The sequence below is a fragment of the Clostridium algidicarnis genome, from assembly GCF_000703125.1.
Taxonomy (GTDB): Bacteria; Bacillota; Clostridia; order Clostridiales; family Clostridiaceae; genus Clostridium_L; species Clostridium_L algidicarnis.
This window is the reverse complement of sequence record NZ_JNLN01000001.1, coordinates 2,161,198-2,181,769: the sequence shown is the minus strand read 5'-3', so window position 1 is coordinate 2,181,769 and position 20,572 is coordinate 2,161,198. Positions and strand designations below refer to the sequence as shown.

The 20,572-nt window shown below is 29.9% G+C and carries 15 protein-coding genes, 1 tRNA gene, 1 pseudogene and 1 riboswitch; of the genes and pseudogenes, 5 read left to right on the top strand and 12 right to left on the bottom strand.

Translation table 11 applies throughout. The features are described from left to right. Positions 1-6 precede the first annotated feature (6 nt). The 7 genes from BV55_RS0110370 to BV55_RS0110340 form a co-directional block, all read right to left on the bottom strand. Positions 7-966 carry an ABC transporter permease gene (locus BV55_RS0110370; protein ID WP_084170540.1) on the bottom strand — a complete coding sequence of 320 codons (960 nt, stop codon included), beginning with the start codon at positions 964-966 and terminating at the stop codon, positions 7-9. A 12-nt stretch (positions 967-978) separates the two neighbouring features. Beyond that, positions 979-1,944, bottom strand: a complete 966-nt coding sequence (gene opp4B / locus BV55_RS0110365) for an oligopeptide ABC transporter permease (protein WP_029452753.1) — start codon at positions 1,942-1,944, stop codon at positions 979-981. A gap of 1 nt (position 1,945) precedes the next feature. Further along, positions 1,946-2,887 (bottom strand): ATP-binding cassette domain-containing protein, encoded by a 942-nt coding sequence (locus BV55_RS0110360; RefSeq protein ID WP_029452752.1) that lies wholly within the window; start codon positions 2,885-2,887, stop codon positions 1,946-1,948. A gap of 1 nt (position 2,888) precedes the next feature. Continuing rightward, positions 2,889-3,890: an ABC transporter ATP-binding protein gene (locus BV55_RS0110355; RefSeq protein WP_029452751.1), complete on the bottom strand. Its 1,002-nt coding sequence runs from the start codon at positions 3,888-3,890 to the stop codon at positions 2,889-2,891. Positions 3,891-4,382: 492 nt separating this feature from the next. After that, the gene (locus tag BV55_RS0110350; RefSeq protein ID WP_051652484.1) at positions 4,383-9,380 is read right to left on the bottom strand and encodes a S8 family serine peptidase; all 4,998 of its coding nucleotides are present in this window, start codon (positions 9,378-9,380) and stop codon (positions 4,383-4,385) included. Positions 9,381-9,520: 140 nt separating this feature from the next. Continuing rightward, positions 9,521-10,318, bottom strand: a complete 798-nt coding sequence (locus tag BV55_RS0110345) for a polysaccharide deacetylase family protein (RefSeq protein WP_029452749.1) — start codon at positions 10,316-10,318, stop codon at positions 9,521-9,523. Between the two features lie 179 nt (positions 10,319-10,497). Further along, on the bottom strand, positions 10,498-11,655 hold the full coding sequence (locus tag BV55_RS0110340; protein WP_051652483.1) for a Y-family DNA polymerase: 1,158 nt from the start codon (positions 11,653-11,655) through the stop codon (positions 10,498-10,500). Positions 11,656-11,845: 190 nt separating this feature from the next. Here BV55_RS0110340 and BV55_RS0110335 point away from each other — a divergent pair. After that, positions 11,846-11,921 (top strand) — tRNA-Trp (locus BV55_RS0110335). 132 nt (positions 11,922-12,053) lie between these two features. On the opposite strand, the gene BV55_RS0110330 is transcribed toward BV55_RS0110335, so the two are convergent. After that, positions 12,054-12,272, bottom strand: a complete 219-nt coding sequence (locus BV55_RS0110330) for a hypothetical protein (RefSeq protein ID WP_029452747.1) — start codon at positions 12,270-12,272, stop codon at positions 12,054-12,056. 241 nt (positions 12,273-12,513) lie between these two features. On the opposite strand from BV55_RS0110330, the pseudogene BV55_RS15375 reads away from it, so the two are divergent. Next, positions 12,514-13,667 (top strand): annotated as a pseudogene (locus BV55_RS15375) (IS3 family transposase). Positions 13,668-13,755: 88 nt separating this feature from the next. On the opposite strand, the gene BV55_RS0110315 reads toward BV55_RS15375, so the two are convergent. Further along, positions 13,756-14,376, bottom strand: coding sequence for a CBS domain-containing protein (locus BV55_RS0110315; RefSeq protein WP_029452744.1), 621 nt, complete (start codon positions 14,374-14,376; stop codon positions 13,756-13,758). Between the two features lie 89 nt (positions 14,377-14,465). Then, positions 14,466-15,416: a metal ABC transporter substrate-binding protein gene (locus BV55_RS0110310; RefSeq protein ID WP_051652481.1), complete on the bottom strand. Its 951-nt coding sequence runs from the start codon at positions 15,414-15,416 to the stop codon at positions 14,466-14,468. A gap of 320 nt (positions 15,417-15,736) precedes the next feature. Between BV55_RS0110310 and tsaE the strand changes: the two genes are divergently transcribed. Genes tsaE through rimI form a run of 3 tightly spaced genes read left to right on the top strand, consistent with a single transcriptional unit; the run spans position 15,737 to position 17,347 of the window. Continuing rightward, a complete protein-coding gene (gene tsaE, locus BV55_RS0110305; RefSeq protein ID WP_029452742.1) occupies positions 15,737-16,198 on the top strand; it encodes a tRNA (adenosine(37)-N6)-threonylcarbamoyltransferase complex ATPase subunit type 1 TsaE in 462 nt (153 codons plus the stop codon). Next, positions 16,195-16,908, top strand: coding sequence for a tRNA (adenosine(37)-N6)-threonylcarbamoyltransferase complex dimerization subunit type 1 TsaB (gene tsaB, locus BV55_RS0110300; protein ID WP_029452741.1), 714 nt, complete (start codon positions 16,195-16,197; stop codon positions 16,906-16,908). The genes tsaE and tsaB overlap by 4 nt, the downstream gene beginning before the upstream one ends. Then, a complete protein-coding gene (gene rimI, locus BV55_RS0110295; protein WP_029452740.1) occupies positions 16,901-17,347 on the top strand; it encodes a ribosomal protein S18-alanine N-acetyltransferase in 447 nt (148 codons plus the stop codon). The genes tsaB and rimI overlap by 8 nt, the downstream gene beginning before the upstream one ends. A 139-nt stretch (positions 17,348-17,486) precedes the next feature. Here the strand turns inward: rimI and BV55_RS0110290 are convergent, their stop codons facing one another. Together BV55_RS0110290 and BV55_RS0110285 are read right to left on the bottom strand one after the other, a co-directional pair. After that, positions 17,487-18,125, bottom strand: a complete 639-nt coding sequence (locus tag BV55_RS0110290; RefSeq protein ID WP_029452739.1) for an ECF transporter S component — start codon at positions 18,123-18,125, stop codon at positions 17,487-17,489. A 113-nt stretch (positions 18,126-18,238) separates the two neighbouring features. After that, positions 18,239-18,354, bottom strand: a riboswitch (FMN riboswitch). Positions 18,355-18,410: 56 nt separating this feature from the next. Beyond that, positions 18,411-20,570, bottom strand: a complete 2,160-nt coding sequence (locus tag BV55_RS0110285; protein ID WP_029452738.1) for a Tex family protein — start codon at positions 20,568-20,570, stop codon at positions 18,411-18,413. Between the last annotated feature and the right edge of the window lie 2 nt (positions 20,571-20,572).

Sequence of the window (20,572 nt, the reverse complement as noted above, 5' to 3'; positions counted from 1 at the left end):
TTCATTCTATCCTAATCTTTGTTTTGCGTCAGAAGCCCTTCTAAATGCTTGACCGACGTAATTTATACACAACATCATTACTAATATTAATAATGACGCAGGTAACCATAACCATAATTTGTTCGACATAGCACCTGGAGTTCTCGCATAAGATACCAATGTTCCTAGCGAAGGTGTGGATGGAGGTAAACCGAATCCTAAAAATGATAATCCAGTTTCAATTCCAATATTTCCAGCGAAACTCAAAATTAAATCTACAATTATGATGGAACTAATATTAGGTAAAATACCACCATACATAATCTTCAAATTGCTTGTTCCCATTATCTTCGATGCATTTACATAGTCTCTTCTACCTTCTGATAAAGCTTTACTTCTTACCAATCTCGTCATACCAACCCAATAAAATACACTCATTATAAATATAAAATGCCACATGGTATACTTTGGAATCACCACTACAAATGTAATTATAAGTAATGTTGTAGGCAAAACTGAAATGAAATCACATATTCTCATTATTATATTGTCCACTACCCCACCATGGTAACCTACAATTAGCCCAACAATTATACCAATTACAGAGGTTATTACAGTAACTGCAAATCCTATTAAAATAGAATTTCTTCCTCCAATTAATAGTTGACCTGCAATGGACCTCCCGCCTATATCTGTTCCTAAAATAAATTCTGCTCCTGGCGCTTTATATCTATTCCTTAAATTTATTTTCATAATTTCATTTTGATCTATAATTAAAGATCCTATTAACACTGTCGCTATTATTATAGTTAAAATAATGAGACATGTTGTTGCCAATTTATCGACTTTAAATTCCCTTTTAAGTACCTTCCAAAAAGATGGCACTTCACTAACTGATTTTAATTCTTTTTCATCTATTTCTGCAGCAATAGCCTTTAGCTCTATTTCGGAGGCAATGTTTTTTGCATCAATGTCTTGTTTACTCATATTTGATCCCTCCTAATCTATTCTTATTCTAGGGTCAACAATTGTCATGATTATATCAGACAACAAACTACCCATTAATGTTAAAAATCCAAATAATAAAACCAAGGCATTCATAACTGAATAATCTCTACTATTTATTGATGTAATAAATAATTCTCCCATTCCTGAATATCCAAAAATAGTTTCAATAAATACAGATCCACTTAAAAGTCCCATAATAGTAAAGCCAAAAAATGCTGCAATAGGTAATAATGAATTTCTAAATATATGTTGAGAATAAACCTTATTTATAGGTACACCCTTACTCCTAGCTGTTTTTACATAATCTTGACCTTTAGCATCAATTACTTCATTTCTTAAATATTGTATGGTTCCCGTTGTCCTTACTATGGCAGCTGAAACCGCAGGTAAAATCATATAATGTAGCTTACTTTTAAAATATGCAAATGTTCCTTTTTGTAGACCAATCTCTACAGACCCTGTTGTGGGGAACCATCCTAATTTGTATCCAAATATTAGAAGAAACACAAGTCCTATTACAAATGTAGGTATAGCATAACTTATAAAATTATACATTATAACACCTTTATCAAACCTTGAACCTTCATATCTTCCCGCATAAATACCAAGAGGAATTGCTATTAGGTAAGTTAAAATCAAAGTCAATAAAGATAACCACAGTGTATTTTTTGCTCTTTCACCAATAAGAGAAGCGACTGGTACCTTTTGAGTATAAGATCTTCCAAAGTCACCATCTTTAAGCATCTTAACCATCCAGGTTTTATACTGAACAGGTACAGGATCATTTAACCCCGCCTTTTCCTTTAATTCCTCAAGTACCAAAGGATCCGTCTCTGGGCTTATTAAGCCTGTAAAAGGATCTCCAGGCATCATCTTACCAAATCCAAAAACAATTATACTTAATATTAAAAGTTGAGGTATCATTAATAACACTCTACGCAATACGGTTTTCCACATCTTATAGATCCCCCTTTTCTCTTACTGACACATAGTGGGTTTTAGAAATTTGAATTAAGTCAAACGCTCTGCCATTTTCATCATAGAACATTTTTTCTCTTCTGTTATATTCCTCTTCCACCATGATTCTTTCTTGTCTACTCTTTGCTCTATCCTCTACAGAAATTTGTGGTATAGCAGCTATTAATCTTTTTGTATAAATATGCTGAGGATTGTTATATATATCCTCCCTTGTACCAGTCTCTACAAATCTTCCTCTATGCATGATATAAATATAATCACACATATGTTTAACTACGCCTAAATCATGGGATATAAAAAGGTAACTTAAATTAAAATCTCTTTGCACCTCTTTTAAAAAATTTAATACTTGAGCTTGTATTGATAAATCAAGGGCCGATACAGGTTCATCAGCTACAATAAGTTTGGGATTTAAAGATACAGCTCTAGCTACACCTATTCTTTGACGCTGTCCCCCTGAGAATTCATAAGGGTATTTATACAAAGAATCTTGTGGCATTCCTACTATATTTAATAATTTCAATACTTTTTCTAACTCTTCTTTTTTGCTTAACTTTTCGTAATTACGAATAGGTTCTGCTATTATATCTATAATTCTTTTTTTAGGATCAAGACTAGATAAAACATCTTGAAATATCATTTGTACATCTTTATTATACCCAACCTTTTTTCTTAACCTTTTTGTATTTACTGTTTGATTATTATATAATATTTTACCTTCTGTTGGATTTTCTAATCCTACAATAGCTTTCCCTATAGTTGTTTTACCTGACCCTGATTCTCCTATAAGTCCATATGTCTTTCCTTGTTCAAGTGAAAGTGATACACCATCTACAGCACGGGTATAATCTTTTATAGTATTAAGCACTCCTCCACGAATAGGAAAGTGAACTTTTAAATCATCTATTTTTAAAAATTCCATTTTAGCACCCCACTTCATTTTCAAAGTAAAAATTCTTCCAGCATGTACACCTTACAAAGTGACCTTTTGAAACCTCATGAAGGATTGAGTCCTCTTCATGTTCTGAATCTGATATCCATGGAATTCGCTCTTTAAATCTACAACCCTTTCTTGGCAAATTTTCTAAAGACGGTACCATTCCTTTTATTACATGCAATTCTTGTCCAACTAATTCAGCATTAGGTATAGAGTTTAGCAATGATTTTGTATAAGGATGCAGTGGATTATTAAAAAGTTCTTTTGCATCAGCTAGCTCTACAATTTGTCCTGCATACATAACAGCAACTCTATCTGCATTTTGTGCAACTACCCCCAAGTCATGTGTTATAAGTATAATTCCTGCATTAATTTCTTTTTGAAGTTCTGCGAGTAAGTCTAATATCTGAGCTTGTATAGTAACATCTAATGCAGTAGTTGGTTCATCCGCTATTATAATATTAGGTTTGCAAGAAAGTGCAATAGCTATTAGAACTCTTTGTCTCATACCTCCAGATAATTCATGGGGAAACTGCTGAGCAGTTTTTTCAGGATTTACAATGCCTACTTGATTTAATAAATCTAACATTCTTTCTCGCCTTTGTTTTTTATTTAAATCAGTATGATATATAAGAGATTCTTCTATTTGCCTTCCAATTTTATGTAGTGGATTTAAAGATGCTAGTGGATCTTGAAAAATAAAACCGATTTCTTTGCCTCTAATTTTATTAAACTTTTCTTCTGAATAGTTTAATATATTTTCTCCTTTATAAATTATTTCCCCGCTTACCTTAGTAAAGCTACTATTATGTAACCCAACTATAGAGTTAGCAATAGTACTTTTTCCACAACCAGACTCTCCAACTATTGCTAGTAATTCATTTCTGTTTAAAGTTAAAGATACACCATCTACTGCATCAAAGTACTTGTCTTTAAATCGAAATCCCGTATGCAAATCTTTGATTTCTAATATTTTTTCACTTTCCATTCTCTATTTCCTTTCTAACTTATATATTTATTAGCTGATTATACAAATTTAAAAATAAGTTTAAATTTAAATAGTGATTTAAGCCTTGCTTATGTGACCCCCTTTTATAATTATTATTCAAATAATTTCATTAATATTACTTAAATCATTTGTATACGTTAACACCAAGTGATTTTTAACATTAACAGATTGTTTTCTATCCATTAACAGATAATTTGAAATGTTCCATCTTTATTTACATCATATCATTTTATTCATCAACTTTCCAAATATTTCACATGACAAATTATCCTATACTTTTCATCAGTCCTTGTATTTTTTCCATTTTTGCTCATATATTTTGTATATTTTATAATACATTAATATCTCCCTATACCTAAAATGTGTTGTTATACTATAAATATTAAAACTAATAAAAAAAGAAGCTATGTATATACTTATAGCTTCTTTTTCACTGTAATCTTTAATTTCATGAAGTTTTTTGACTTATTATTATTTGTTTTTCTTGCCTTTTTTACTCATAACATATCCAAGTCCGCATAACAAAGTTCCAAAAGACATCATAGAGCTTGTATTAACCATTGATCCTGTTTTTGCAAGTTTAGATTTTGAATTTATCTTTTCTTTAGAATCATTTTTATTTTCTTTAGGAGTATTGTTATCGTTGGTACCTCCTATATCCTTGTCTTTGTCTTTATCTACATCTACATCTACATCTGGTTTAATAATAGTTTTGGAATCCAAGTTTGATAAAAAGTAGTCGCTACAATGTTCTAAGTTTAGTTCTAGATAATCTTCATTATCTTTATTAAATGCTTTTAAGTTTTCTGCATGTAATTCTGCTTTATTTGTAGTTTCATTAAAATAATATGAATATATATTTTTTGTTAGATCCGTTTTTTCTTTATCTATCATTATTGTCACTTTTGTTAAACCAGGCAACCTTCCATTATGCTTAAATGATATAATTTGAGCCTTTTCATCTAGTTTGTATATAGAATCCTTATTAGGGCTAATTTCATTTAAACTTATATCTAAATCTTTGTCTATAGATGTAATATCCTTTGTATCAAATTGCCACTTAATTTTAGCATCTTTAGAGTCCAGTTTAAATATCATTACCTTTTCTCCACCTTTTACAGCTTCAAAGACTTCTTTTGATATTGTGCTTATATCTTTTAGTATAAATTCAACTACATTTCCATCTGAATACTGTAATCTATCTTTAATAACTAAAACTTGGTCATCACCTTTATTAATAATAGTACCTATTTCAAATTTCACGCTGCTCTTAGATATATTTCCTGCTAAATCTTTTGCTTCTATATCTAACTTATGCTCACCATTACTTCTTATTGGCTCTATACCATCATATTCCTTACCATCTAGGATATATTTAATTGTTGCATCTTTATCATCTGATGTTATCTTAGGCATAACAGACATATTGTAAGTTTTACCATCTTCCACACCTTTAACATCTATAACTGGTGCTGTCTTGTCTATAGAAAACTTAATTATAGATTCAACTTCATTTCCTGAATTATCAATAGCTCTCACTATTAATTCATAGTTTCCTTCTTCTGATATTTCTTCATTATTATATTCTTTTCCATTTAGTGTTGATTTTATAGTTCCTTCTTTATTCATTTTTATTTCTGGCTTAATATTTTCATTATAAATCTTTCCATTTTCTACACCTTCTATAGTTACTATAGGCTTTTCTTTATCTATATTAACTTTATATTTAAGAATAGTAGTATGTCCAGATAAGTCCACAGCCTTTAATGTCATTATATCTCCATTTTCCACTTCAACCTTTTTATTAAACTCGTAAGCTGTATATTCATGACCATAGTTAACTTCAGCTTGTACCTGTTTTTCAATTTCTCCGTTAATATAAAACTTATATCCCATCCCACTATCTGAAACTATTCCTTTTAATATAAGTTCTTCTGAATTAATAAATATATTCCCCTTACCATCACTAAAAGGTGATGTTAAATTAATTATTGGATCTTCTGAATCAAAGTATATTTTTGTTGCATAATTGTTTGCTGGTACTGCTGATCCGTCCTCTTGCTTAACCTTAGCTATGTTTCCATCTATTCCTTGTGCATAAACGTGTATATAATTTATTCCTTGTTTAAGTTCCTTGCTATCTTTTAAGAAATTAAATGTTAAGTCTTTATTTACTTCTACATCTTTATCATCAATTTTAAAGGATTTAATTGGATATGATACTTTTCCACTTATTTCTAGCATACCCTCTTTATTCAATGATTTTTCTGATGCATCCATACTTCCCGCTGCAAAGTCTTTATTGTTAAATTCTATTATAGATTCTTCTATCTTCTCTACAACTGCGTTAACAGATGCTAGATTGTAAGCCTTGTCCATAACTACTATAGATACTTGTTTATCTTTAACTTCCTTAGCCTTAAGTTTTACAGAATACAGTTCTTTACCTTCATCAATTATCTTAGCATCTTTTTTAATATCATCACCTATAAATATAGCACTATTTAAAATACCTGCTAAGTTATCTTTTGCATTCCATTTAATTACTAAGTCTTCTCCCTCTATTTCAGATGATATAACTTTAATTTCCGGTGCTGTTATATCCACTTTAATTGGTACTTCAAACTTTTGTGGCTCTTTATTATCTAAATCTACATAGGACTTTATTGATAATTTATATATGCCTTCTTTAACAGCCTCGTTCTCACCTTTAGATTTATTGTACACCATTCCATTCCAAGATAAATCATTTCTAAGTGATGGTGATTTCCCTGAATTATTAGAGTTATTATAAACTTGTTTCCTTACATCATCCATCTCACCTGCTTTTACTACTACATTTCCATTTTCATCTTCAATTTCACTTACAACTTTCTTTGCATTTCTAAGGAAATATAAATATGGTATAACCTCTTCACAGTAATTATCTCCATTAGGGGATATTGCAAAGTCTTCTGGATTATCACCTAATATATTCACTTTATCACCTTTATATGTGGCCATAAGAGCTGTTAGAGAAGCGTCATCTATTTGAGCCATCAAACTATCTGATTCTTCCCAATCTCCGTAATTTATTATTCTCTCCTTAGCCCAATCTCCATAGTATCCCATGTAAGGTACAACCAGTGAAGGTTGATCTGAATCAGTTGATTTTAATTGCAAATATCCTTCTAAAAATCTTTCTGTACTTAGATTATCACCTATATTTATAGTTACATTAACCTTTTCAGTACCTTTTGCTTTAACTGTAACCTCTTTTTTATCAAAGGTTATATCTGCATCATCTTTTGAAAGGATTATATCTCTAGCCATTTCTCCTGAAGCATCCTTATCTTCTTGAGATAAAACTCCCCCTATCTTATCTAAAGAATAAGTAACATCTTTATCACCATGATTATTTAAATCAATAGTGAAACTAATATTTTTACCTTGTATCTCTTTTAATGCTACAGATCCAACCCCATTATAAGTAGCAGTAACTTTATTTTTTATAGCATCTGATATTTGAATTAATCCCGCTCCTTGTCTTCTTGGTGAAAAAGGAACTCCACCCTTATCATTTTTAACTACTGAAGTGTTCATTGCAACATTTTTTGCATAATCTACTAGTTCTCTTCCTTTAAGATCTTTATCGTATTCTTTTATGGATTCTAATATTAATGCCATACCTCCTGATACATGTGGTGCTGACATTGATGTACCACTCATAGTTTCGTATCTATTATTATTAACTGTAGAGAATATATTTCCACCTGGTCCAGCAATTTGAGGTTTAAAATCTAAGTTAGGAGCTGTACCCCAAGATGTGCTATCATCATAGTCTCCTGAATTAGGATTTTCTCCACTTATTGTATCTCCTGTGAATTTAAATTTAACATCTTCTTTATTTTTCAATCTTTTAGTTGCTTCTGCTCCTGCTTTATTTCCAACAAATATGGCAGGTATAGTTATACTTCCTTCAGTAGCCATATTAATTAAAGCCTCTCCACCCGCACTAGTATTAAACATTACGACTCCACATGCTCCTGCCTTTTGAGCATTAATTATCTTTTCTGTAAAGGCTAAATCTCCTCTTTCTATCAGTGCAACTTTATCTTTTAATTCTTTGCCTACAAAGTCTTCAGGTTTTCCAACTCCACAACTTACAAGACTTAATTCTTTATTATCTTCAAATTTAAAAGTATGTTCACTATATGCAGTCTTTAAAAATTCTTTTCCATTTGAATCTAAAAATGATGTAGCATAAGATGTAACATTTTGATTTTGAAAGTTTGCAACCATTAATGCATCTTTTGCTAAAGCTGGTGCCCCAACTGTAGATATATCCTTCATATTTTTATCTCTATATGGTGCTGTAGAGTAGCTAGAGTTTCCAGCTGAAACAACTACCATTACGCCTTTTTCTGTAGCATTTTTTATGGCTCTTTGCTCTGCATCATCATCATCTTGGAATCCAGATACAGACCCTAAACTCATGTTAATTACATCAGCGCCTAATGTGGCTGAGTCTTCTATAGCTGCAACTATATCATCACTAAATGCATATTTACCTCCAGGCCCATTAGAAAAAGCTTTCATAGCAAGTAATTGTGTCTCAGGTGCAACTCCTTGAACTGCTTGTCCAAGTTTTATCTCTTCTTCATTACCATCTGCACCTACAATTCCTGCCACATGCATACCATGACCGCCATCTTCTCTTGTATCTATTACATCATCATTTTTATCTGCGTAATTATATCCAAACGGTATCTTATCACTGAAATACGTATCAGTCCCTTTTTCAGCCTTTAATATATTATTATTTTTTATTTCTTCTGCCTTATCTTTATTTAACTTTAATTTAGAACTATCTTTTGGATTCTTTAAATCTTTGTGCTCGTAATCAATGCCTGTATCAATTATAGATACTAGCATTCCTTCTCCTTTGATGTTATATTTCGTCCATGCATCAAAAGCCTGTGTTAAACCTTTAGCATAATTTATTTGTGGTTCATAACGGTTGGCTTCTTTTACACTCTTTACTCCATCTAATTCTTTTAAATCTTCTATTTCTTTACGTTTAACATTCATACTAAATCCATTAACAAGGTTTCCATAACTATGTCTTATTTCTGCTCCCTCAAGCTTTTCTGCTTCATCTTTAGTTTCTTTTTGAGCCTCTTTTACTTCATTAATAATCTCCGTTGATGCGGCAATACCTTGTGGCATTCTCTCAGCTGCAGGTTTTTCATCTAGTTCTACTATAATTCTTATAACTTCCTCCGGATCTTCTTCATGTAATTCTATCTTCCTTTTATCCTCAGATAAAAGTTCTTTTAGTTGACTTTGCATACTTGCAATCTGTTCCGTACTCAAAGCCATATTTTCTTGAGTCTGTGCCCCTACTTTGCTAGAACTACTAAAGACTAGGGATAATGAAAATGCAATAGTTAAAAACTTTGACATACTCTTTCTAAATTCTTTTTTCACTAAATCGTCCCCCTCCTATAAAATAAATTTTATAATAACTATAAAAAAATATAGTTTTTATCATTATTAGCTCTACAATAAACTTAAAATTCTAATTAAATTAATATTAATTTGTTTAAAGTTGTATTTACTCTTTTAAATTAAAGTCCTATAAATTTAAAGTTCTCTTCCTTTAAATACCTAATTATCTCAGGTAACGCCTCTACAGTTGTTTCTTTGGAGGATGAGTCATGCAAAAGTATTATTACCTTATCTTTATTTGAAACAGTCTCCTTGATTTTTTGAAGCTGGGCTTCTACTGGTACATTGTTATATTCAGAATCACCATTTAGGGCGTTCCAATCTATATATTTAATATTCATATTCTTTAATATATCTTTATATGCATCTTTGTAATCTTCAAAGGATCCCCCTGGAAATCTAAAAAAGTCGCTTTTATAATCTTCTCCTAAGATATCCTTTAAAACTCTCTCTGTACTTTCTACTTCATTTGTAAAGTTCTCTTTTGATGAATAAACTATATTAAAATCATGAGTATAAGAATGATTGCCGATTGAATGTTTTTTTAATCTTATATCTTTAATTATTTCTTTATTACTTTTTGCTCTTTCCCCTGTTATAAAGAATGTAGCATTAATATGATTTTCTTCTAATATATCTAAAATCTTAGGTGTTATATTGCTACTTGGACCATCATCAAAAGTTAAATATGCGATTTTGTCATTTTCTAAAATTATATCCTTTTCATCCTTTGGTTCTTCTTCATAGGCTTCATCCATAAATTTAGCTTCTTTGGATTTAACATTATTATATTCTGATACTACACTATTCTTTTGATCTATCTTTCTTGATCTATAAGAAAATAAATAACTGCCTAATATAGTACTTATGATGTATATTGAAATTAAAAATATAACATACCTCAAATTATGTTTCATATCATTACCTCTTAACAGTGATATCTACAACCCAATACTTACACTTCCATATTGATGTTCAATTCTGAATCTTCAATATTTCTTTAAATTATATCATTATAATTGCTACCTTTGAATATGTTTCGTTTTGCAAATATCTGTATATTTTTTAAAATATATTTATATAATTCTATATATGTCTATACTTTTCCATACTTTTCTCTTATATTATCTAAAACTTTATCTATACTCTCTTTATCCATCATTTTTTTATCATCTTTTAATGAAAGTAAGCTAAGTTGTTCTATATAAGTATCTGTCAAATTACTTAAATTTATACCTAAAAGTCTAATTGGTTCCCCTTTCCAACACTTGTCGAAAAGTTCTGTTGCTATCTTATATATTATTTTTGTTGAATTGGTTGGATTTAATATCTTTTTTTGATGAGAATAGCTTTTGAATTCATTGGTTTTTATATTTATACCTATGGAATAACAATATTTATTATTTTTCCTTAATCTATATGAAACCTTATCCGATAACTCTAAAATTACCCTATGAGCCTTTTCTCTATGCAATAAGTCTGTAGCTAATGTAGTTTCATTACTAATATTTTTAATATCTTCTTCATCATATTCTACTTTGCTAAAATCTATTCCATTTGCATAGTTCCATATAAGTTCTCCCATACTCTTTAATTTATCCTTAATTAAGGCTTTATCACTAGTAGCTAGCTCCCCTATGGTATATATGTACATTAAATTCAAGGTCTTTTTTGCACTTTTACCTACCATAAATAATTCTTCTACAGGAAGATGCCATAACTTCATTTCTATTTCTTCTTTAAATATTGTATTAACCTTATCAGGCTTCTTTAGTTCAGATGCCATCTTTGCTAATAATTTATTTGTAGCTACACCAATACTTACTGTAAAATTAAATTTTTCTTTTATTTTCTTTCTTATTATTTCAGCTAACTTTAAAGCATCCTCCCTTTTATTAAGGCCCATGTCTAAAAAGCATTCATCTATAGAATACTTTTGGATATAAGGAGTATAATTATGTAAAAATTCAAACATATCCTTACTATATTTTTCATAAATTTTAAAGTTGGGAGGAATTACAATTAAATCATTGCACTTTTTTCTAGCCGAATATAAACTTTCACCGGTGATTATTCCGTAATATTTTGCTTTATCTGACTTAGCTAAAACGACTCCTCTTCTACTGTTTTCATCTCCTCCTATTACAGATGGTACAAGCCTTATATCTAATTTTTCTCCATTTTTAAGTCTATCTGCTGCGCTCCAAGATAAATAAGCTGAATTAACATCTATATGAAATATTATCTTTTCCATATCACAACTCCTATATTTATATTAATATTTTTTATTATGATTATATCATTAAAGCTTTTGATATTTAAGAACCTTTGTTTCTTTTGTAATTTCCTGTAGCTAATTAATACTTAATGAAATTAATTAATGTATCCTATAAAAAAACTATTGCATTATCTTTTAATATACGGTATAATTCTAATTGTTGCTTAGGGGTATAGCTCAATTGGTAGAGTAGCGGTCTCCAAAACCGTTGGTCGTAGGTTCGAGCCCTACTACCCCTGCCAGAATAAAAAGCTTATGAACATAAATGTTCATAAGCTTTTTTTATTATTTATTTAGATTAACATTTTTATACCTTTTATTAATATTAATCTATAGTTATGAATACATTACAATTAATTTATATTCTAAGGTAACTAAAAGAAGAATCCAAACCCACACCCACAAAAGAGTAGTAGCAATATAATCCAACTATCAAAATCATCATTACAATTATTTTGACAATTACATTTGTGACATCTATGATTACATCCACTGCCTTTTATTGATATATTTTGATTTATTATTAAGTTTTCTATAAACCGTATTCCTTCAGGATCATTGCAAAGTTGCCTTATTATCTCTTCATTCTTCATACATATATTCTCCCTTTATATATTTCAAGGAATATATAATAATTATGAATCAAATAAATGCACTTATTTATAATTATTATTACTCCTTAAGTACAATTAATGTTTCATATTATATATTATGAATGAAGGTTTCATTTGTTGACAAATTAATCGTTTTATACACAATTAAAAAGCCACCAGAATATTGAGCCGACCCCTAAAAGTTAGACCTAAAAATCTAGCAATTGGAGGTCGGTTTTTTATGGCAAAATATGATTATGAATTCAAGAAAAGAATTGTAAATTCATACATGAATGGTGAAGGGGGAAAAAACTTTTTAGCAAATAAGTATGGTGTAAAATCTTCTCGAGATGTTATGAAATGGATAAATGCTTTTAAATCGTTTGGTGATGAAGGCTTAATGCGTTCTAGAAAAAATAAAACATATACCTTCGAATTCAAATTTCATGTGGTAGAATTATATTTATCAACAGAGGTCTCTTATCAGGAGTTGGCTCTATCAGTTGGCATAAACAATCCACCATTAATTAATAAGTGGGTAAACGATTTTAGAATTGCTGGTCCTGATGCTTTACGACCCAAAAGAAAGGGGCGCCGTTCCAACAAAAACGCTTTGATAGAGAAAATCCAAATGAAGATCTTGAGCAAAGAATCCTTGAAATTAGAAAAGAAAACAAAGATTTTGGTTATCGTCGGATTTATGGAGAATTAAGAAAACAGGGACTCATTGTAAATAAAAAACGTGTTCAAAGAGTTGTTCAAAAGCTTGGGCTACAAGTTTCTTCGTTTACCAGAAAAAGCCGTAAATACAGTTCTTATAAAGGCAAGATGGGCAAGGTTGCTCCGAATAGAATTCACAGGAGATTTGATACTCATATTCAACACCAAAAGATTACAACAGACACCTCTGAATTTAAGTATTATGATATAGATGACAAAGGAAGAATGATCATCAAGAAGCTCTATCTGGATCCATTTATGGATATGTACAATAGAGAAATAATTAGCTATGCTATTTCACAACGACCATCTGCTGAGAATATAATGAATGCTTTAAATGAAGCCATAAAAATTACAAGCGATTGTAAATACAGGCGCACATTTCATTCAGATCAAGGATGGGCTTACCAAATGAAGGCTTATAGTTATAATCTGAATGAAAATAAAATATTCCAAAGTATGTCCCGGAAAGGAAACTGCCATGATAATTCAGTAATGGAAAACTTCTTTGGAATTATGAAACAAGAAATGTATTATGGTGTGGTTTATTATAGCTATGAGGAACTGAAAGAGACAATAGACAAATACATAAAGTATTATAACGAGAAACGAATTAAAGAGAAACTAGGATGGATGAGTCCTGTAGAATACAGACTTAGCCACTTAGCTGCATAAAATTATTGCATAGCAGTTAAAAACTACTACGCAATAAAGTCTAACTTAATGGGGTCACATCATATACTGATGGCTTTTTAATTTATAGTTAGATTATTTTGAAGCCTAAGTCTTTTACCTTTTCTTCTATAAGTTCAAAATTGTCAGTTCTCATTCTCACAACAATTTCCATAACATCTATAACGCTTTTTGGATCTACAACTACAAAGCTTATTATATCTGCATTATTTTCTGCAAGTACATTTGAAAGTTTTGAAATTTGTCCTGGAACATCATAAGCCATAACAGCTAATCTTTGTCCTTTATTTAACCCAAACAATAATGTAAACTGTTCAAATACTGCATGATGGGTTAATATACCCTCGAAATCTCCTTTATCGTTTATAACAGCAACAAAGGATATATTCATTATTTCTAAAAAGTATACTGCTTTTTCCATCTCCTCAACAGGTGATATTGTTGGTATATCTTTTCTCATAACCACTTCTACATTAAAATCTGACAAAAAGCATTGTTTATCTTCGCATTTTTCATAATAAAATTCATAAATCCTATCCTTGGATATTGCTCCATAAAACTTGTCGCCTTCTACTACTGGTAAAGATAAAAACTTATTTTCACTCATAATTTCAAGAGCCTGACCAATTGTAATTTTAGGACTCACTGTAATTAATTTTTCTTTAGACAACATTATGTTTTTTACTAACATTTCCCCATCTCCTTTTAAGTCAATTATCATAAAATTTAAGAATTAGTAATATATAGTTATTATACATTAAAACATTCTATAAATTCAAACTATTTCTTCAAATCATTTATATCTAAAGTATATTCCTTAACATCTTTGATATTTTTAGCGTCTTTAATGATTTTCATATTATCTTTTATTACATTTAGATAATCTTTATCTCCATTGTATTTTTCCATATAAATTATTTGAGAATTATTATCTTTCATTGTAGATTGAATATCTTCATTTGATGAATCACTTTTTTCTAAAATAATTATAGCCTTTTGATCTTTTAGTATACTATCCGAAATATTTTTATCAAACCTTTTTAATCGAACATTAGTTAAATTAAAGGAATTTAATCCATAATCAAATTCATCGCTACTTACAATTATTGAATAAGTATTTAGTTTACCGATTGCTTCTTTCATTTCTTCTTCCACTATAGAAATTTCTTTTAATTTCTTTTCATAATTCTTTTCATAAAATTGTCTATTAACAGGATCCTTTTCTTCTATGGAATTTTTTATATTAGATAATGCTATTTTATATTCCTCTATACCTAGCAAATAATAAGGATTTTCTTTTATTTCTTTATCACCATATTTTCTAGGATTATCAAGTAAATTTAGTTTTACCCCTCTTGAAACATTTACTGTTGATAATTTATCTTTTTTTAGTTTAGCTGTGAATACATCAATCCAAGGTTCTAAATTAGCTCCATTATAAAAAAACAAATCTTTTTTTTCTATATTATTTATTGAGTCTTCGGTATAATTATATTCCAATATGTCTTGTTCAGTTTTAAACATATATTCAACATTATGTTTATCACCGGTTATATCTTTTACAATATAATAAAGAGGCTTGCTTGTAACAACAATATTTAAATACTTTTCACTACTTTCTTTTTCTCCAACAATTGCTGAACTTTTGACTATTCCAAATCTATAAGTAGCAGCAAAGATTACTATTACTATTACATTAATAGTAACTATTCCATATATGAATTTTTTCATCAATTTTTCACCTCAAAAGATATAGTATTTTAAAAATATATAAACAAACTTATATATTTCTTTGTTAGTGTTGTGATTTAAATAATTTTTTATACACACTAATTATACGTTAACTTATTAAATAAAGATACAAAAATCATTTTATCTTCTCATACAATGTGGTAATATATATTTCATATGTTCATATTAAACTTCCTAATATCTATATAATATATTATATAGATATTACGCCTCTTTCTTTTTCATGTCTTTTGATATAAAATATTCATGTGTGTTTAATTTTACTTTTAGGAGGTGATGGTGATTATATCACCATTTTTATGGACTTTATTGTAAATAATGTAGAAGAAACTTTAAATATAGGCGAGCAAATAGGTAATCTTTGTAGCGTTGGAGATATTATATGTGTAGTAGGTGATTTAGGTGTTGGCAAAACCCACCTTTCTAAGGGTATAGCTAAGGGGTTAGGTATTAAAGGTCATATTACTAGTCCTACCTTTACTATTGTAAATGAGTATGATAGCGGAAGATTAAAGCTATATCATTTTGATGTATATAGAGTCAATGATCCTGATGAAATTTATGAGCTAGGTTTTGATGAGTATATATTTGATAACGCAGTAAGTGTTATCGAATGGGCTGACTATATAAAAGCTCTTATACCAAAAGAACATTTAAGAATAGTATTATCTAAACTTAATGACTTAGGTGAAGATGTAAGAAATATTGAAATTATATCTAATGGAGACAGATATAATTATATAAAGGAGATTAAAATATGAAGGTACTTAGCGTAGATTCATCTAGCTCAACGGCTAGTGTTGCAATTTTAGAAGATGATAAATTACTTGGAGAAATAAATTTTAATTATAAAAAACAGCATTCAGTGTTACTACTAACCATGATAGATACTTTATTAAACAGTATTTCATTAGATATATCTGAAATAGATGGATTCGTTATATCAAAAGGTCCAGGCTCTTTTACAGGGCTTAGAATTGGAATGGCAACTATAAAAGGTTTAAGCTTTTCATCAAACAAACCTTTTATTTCAGTATCTTCCTTAGACGCATTAGCTCGTAATATCTACGGCTTCTCTGGTATTATATGTCCAATTATGGATGCACTTAGAGATAACGTTTATACTAGTCTATATACGTATGAAAATGAAAATCTTATTCAAATCATGGATTATGCTTCCCTATCTATAGATGAATTAATAATTCACTTAAAGACTTATAATAAAGAAGTTTGTTTTGTAGGAGATGCTACAAGTTTGCACAAGGATAAATTAATGACTCAACTACCTAAAGTTATATTTGCCCCTTCTGATCTTAATTATATAAGAGCAGCTTCATTAGGTGTTATAGGTGTTACTAAATTAAGCAATGGTGAAAATGATGATATAAACAACTCTGCTCCTGTGTACCTTATAAAATCTCAAGCTGAAAGAGAATATGATGAAAAACAGTTGTTTCTAGGTCATGAGTAATATAAAGATTTCTCCTATGACCTATGAAGATATAGATGATGTTTTAGCTATTAGTTTTTTAAGTTTCCCTATTTCATGGAGCAGAGAGTCATTTTTAACTGAGCTTGAAAATAACTTTTCTTATTATGTGGTAGCAAAATCTGATGACGTTATTGTTGGTTTTGGAGGCACTTGGATCATTATTGACGAATCTCATATAACCAACATAGCAGTACATCCAAGCTTTCGAGGTATTGGAATTGGCGAGTTAATATTAAAGTCTCTTATAGATTTAGGTAAACCTCACTTTATATCTTCTATGACTTTAGAGGTACGTGCCTCAAATGTTGTAGCCATATCATTATATAACAAGTTTGATTTCAAAGAAGAAGGAAGACGAAAAAGGTATTATGAGGATAATGGTGAAGATGCCCTTATATTATGGAAAAGAAACTTTTAGATTATAGTATCTAATTTAAGCATACCCATTAAACCTACAAAACTCTTTATAATTAGTGATTTATTGCACTATAACATAAAAAGGCTAGCATAACGCTGGCCTTTTTATGTTAATTTAAAGTTCATTTATCTCTTATTCATTAAATATTTTCTTTTGAATATTTCTTTTTCTCTAAGATTACCTCTTCTTTATGAACAAGTGAAGATACATTTTTGTATACTCCAAGAGTAACTAGTGATACTAATATCCCCTTTAATAAATTAAACGGTACTACAGACCAAATTATAAAGGTTTTTAAATCTATTATATTTCCATTAAGTTTTGTTCCCATACCTATTAGTGTATCTAAAGGTAATTTAAACACCTTTGCATAGGTTGGTATCAATATAAAGTAATTTATTAATGATGCTACTGTGGTCATTGCTAAAGCTCCACATACTAACCCCACAACAGCTCCCTTTTTATTTTTATTTCTTTTATATATATATCCTGAAATAAACACTAACACTGAGCCTACTATAAAGTTTGCAAATTCTCCTACTAAAGCTGTCTGAGTCCCCTTAAATAACACATGAAGTATGTTTTTTAAAAGTTCTATTACAATTCCTTCTACAGGTCCTAAAGCAAATGCTCCTATTAGAGCTGGTAGATCACTTAAATCTATCTTTAAAAAACCTGGAAACAATGGTAATGGGAAATCAAAATACATCAGTATAAAAGCCATAGCTGCAAGTAATGTAATTTTAATTTGTTTGTTAAGATTAAACTTTTTATTCATGATAATACCTCCTTAAATTAGGTATCCTCAAGGGGCTCATGCTAACTTTATCTGATTAAATGCAAAAATACCCTGACACAAAGCCAGGGCAAAGCAATTATCCTTTTTAGATAGCTTACCTTCTTCCATCCAGACTATACTGTCGGCTTCGGAATTTAACCGAATCATGCCATGTAGGCTTGCGGGCTTTACCGCCGGTGGGGACCTTCGCCCCGCCCTGAAGATAATATATTTTATTTTATAATACTATTATATATCACTGTTATATAAATAACAAGTCTTTTTTTACATTTTCATAGTCAAAGATATTCTACCTCTTTTTTCATCAATTTCAATTACTTTTACATTTATTATATCTCCAACCTTTACAATATCTAAGGGATGTTTTACGAAAGTATCCGCCATTTGACTTTTGTGGACTAGACCATCTTGGTGAACTCCAATATCTACAAATGCACCGAAATCTGATACGTTTCTAACTGTACCTATTAATAACATTCCTATCTTTAATTGTGTTATATCCATAACACCTGTTTTCAACATAGGTTTTGGAAGTTCTTCTCTAGGATCCCTTCCTGGTTTTTTAAGTTCTTTTATTATATCAACTAAAGTTAATTTACCTATGCCTATATTATCTGCCAATTCTTCTAGCGAAAATTTTTCAGCCCTTTGTTCTATATCCTTTAAGCTTCCATTCTTAAAGTCATCCTTATTATATCCTAATATATCCACAAGTTTTTTTGCAGATGCATAGGATTCAGGATGTACAGAAGTATTATCCAGGGGTTCCTTACTTTCCATAACCCTTAAAAATCCTGCACATTGTTCAAACGCTTTTTGACCTAGTCTCTTTACTTTAAGAAGTTCTTTTCTGCTATTAAATTTACCCTTTTCGTCTCTATAACTAACTATATTTTGTGCTACAGTATCATTAATACCTGAAATATATGATAAAAGAGAAGGTGTGGCCATGTTTAAATCCACCCCAACTTTATTCACTACATCCTCTACTGTACCTTTAAGTGATTCATCTAGTTTTTTAGCTGTTACATCATGTTGATATTGACCAACGCCTATAGACTTTGGGTCTATTTTAACTAATTCCGATAGTGGGTCTTGAAGTCTTCTTCCAATAGATATAGCCCCTCTTATAGTTACATCTAAATTAGGATATTCATCCGCTGCAAGCTTTGATGCTGAATATACAGAAGCTCCCGCTTCTGAAACTATAACATAATAAAGCTCTTTTCCCTTTTCTTCTTTTAATTCTTTTATCAAAAGAGCTATAACTTCTTCTGATTCTCTACTAGCCGTTCCATTTCCTAAAGATATCACATCAATATCTTCTTTTAGAACAAGTTCTTTTAATTTACTTATAGTTCCATCTATATCTTTTCTTGGTGCTGTAGGATAAACTGTAGCCTTTTCTAGAAACTTTCCTGTTTTATCTAAAACAGCTACCTTGCATCCAGTTCTAAATCCTGGATCAAATCCCATAACCACCTTATCTTTTATAGGAGGTTGCATAATTAAAGATTTTAGGTTAGTCTTAAATATTTCTATAGCCCTTTCTTCAGCAATTTCTGTAAGCTGTGCTCTTATTTCTCTTTCAATAGATGGATAGATGAGCCTCTTATAAGAGTCCCTTACGCTTTCTTTTATATATTTATCTGTTATATTATTTCCCTTAATACACTTTGCCTCTAAATATTGTATAACTATTTCTACCATGTAATCAAGCTTAACACTTAGAACTTTTTCTTTTTCTCCTCTATTTATAGCAAGTATTCTATATGGAGGAATGTTCCTTATTGGTTCTTTATAATCATAATACATTTCATAGGGTGTAGGTTCCTCTGAACTTCCTTTAGTTACTATTATAGCCTCTCTTTGAATATATGACCTTATCCACTTTCTAAATTCTGCGGTATCAGATATAATTTCACTTATTATATCCATAGCTCCTTTAATAGCTGTTTCCCTGGAATCTATTCCTTTTTCTAAATCAATCATCTTATCCATCTCAACTTCAAAATTGCCTTTAAAGTTTCCATTCCATACTAATTGTGCTAAGGGTCTTAATCCCTTTTCTTCCGCCATAGTAGCTTTTGTTCTCTTTTTCATTTTGAAAGGCCGATATATATCCTCTACTTCTGTTAATGTTTCAGATTTTAAAATACTAAACCTTATTTCTTCTGTAAGCTTTTCCTGCTCTTCGATAAGTCTTATAACATTCTCTTTTTTATCCTCTAGTCCTCTTATATAAATCAGTCTTTCCGATAATTTTCTAAGCACCTCATCATCTAATCCCCCAGTTCGTTCCTTCCTATATCTGGCTATAAAAGGAACGGTATTACCCTCATCTATCATCTCAACAACACTAATTACTTGACTTTCATTTATAGAAAGTTCCTTTGCAAGTTTTTGTTCAATATTACTTGTCATTA

What these genes read in the sequence shown, in the direction of transcription:
- BV55_RS0110370 (WP_084170540.1), bottom strand. Translation starts at nt 966, where the DNA reads ATGAGTAAACAAGACATTGATGCAAAAAACATTGCCTCCGAAATAGAG.
- opp4B (WP_029452753.1), bottom strand. Translation starts at nt 1,944, where the DNA reads ATGTGGAAAACCGTATTGCGTAGAGTGTTATTAATGATACCTCAACTT.
- BV55_RS0110360 (WP_029452752.1), bottom strand. Translation starts at nt 2,887, where the DNA reads ATGGAATTTTTAAAAATAGATGATTTAAAAGTTCACTTTCCTATTCGT.
- BV55_RS0110355 (WP_029452751.1), bottom strand. Translation starts at nt 3,890, where the DNA reads ATGGAAAGTGAAAAAATATTAGAAATCAAAGATTTGCATACGGGATTT.
- BV55_RS0110345 (WP_029452749.1), bottom strand. Translation starts at nt 10,318, where the DNA reads ATGAAACATAATTTGAGGTATGTTATATTTTTAATTTCAATATACATC.
- BV55_RS0110340 (WP_051652483.1), bottom strand. Translation starts at nt 11,655, where the DNA reads ATGGAAAAGATAATATTTCATATAGATGTTAATTCAGCTTATTTATCT.
- BV55_RS0110330 (WP_029452747.1), bottom strand. Translation starts at nt 12,272, where the DNA reads ATGAAGAATGAAGAGATAATAAGGCAACTTTGCAATGATCCTGAAGGA.
- BV55_RS0110315 (WP_029452744.1), bottom strand. Translation starts at nt 14,376, where the DNA reads ATGTTAGTAAAAAACATAATGTTGTCTAAAGAAAAATTAATTACAGTG.
- BV55_RS0110310 (WP_051652481.1), bottom strand. Translation starts at nt 15,416, where the DNA reads ATGAAAAAATTCATATATGGAATAGTTACTATTAATGTAATAGTAATA.
- tsaE (WP_029452742.1), top strand. Translation starts at nt 15,737, where the DNA reads ATGGACTTTATTGTAAATAATGTAGAAGAAACTTTAAATATAGGCGAG.
- tsaB (WP_029452741.1), top strand. Translation starts at nt 16,195, where the DNA reads ATGAAGGTACTTAGCGTAGATTCATCTAGCTCAACGGCTAGTGTTGCA.
- rimI (WP_029452740.1), top strand. Translation starts at nt 16,901, where the DNA reads ATGAGTAATATAAAGATTTCTCCTATGACCTATGAAGATATAGATGAT.
- BV55_RS0110290 (WP_029452739.1), bottom strand. Translation starts at nt 18,125, where the DNA reads ATGAATAAAAAGTTTAATCTTAACAAACAAATTAAAATTACATTACTT.
- BV55_RS0110285 (WP_029452738.1), bottom strand. Translation starts at nt 20,570, where the DNA reads ATGACAAGTAATATTGAACAAAAACTTGCAAAGGAACTTTCTATAAAT.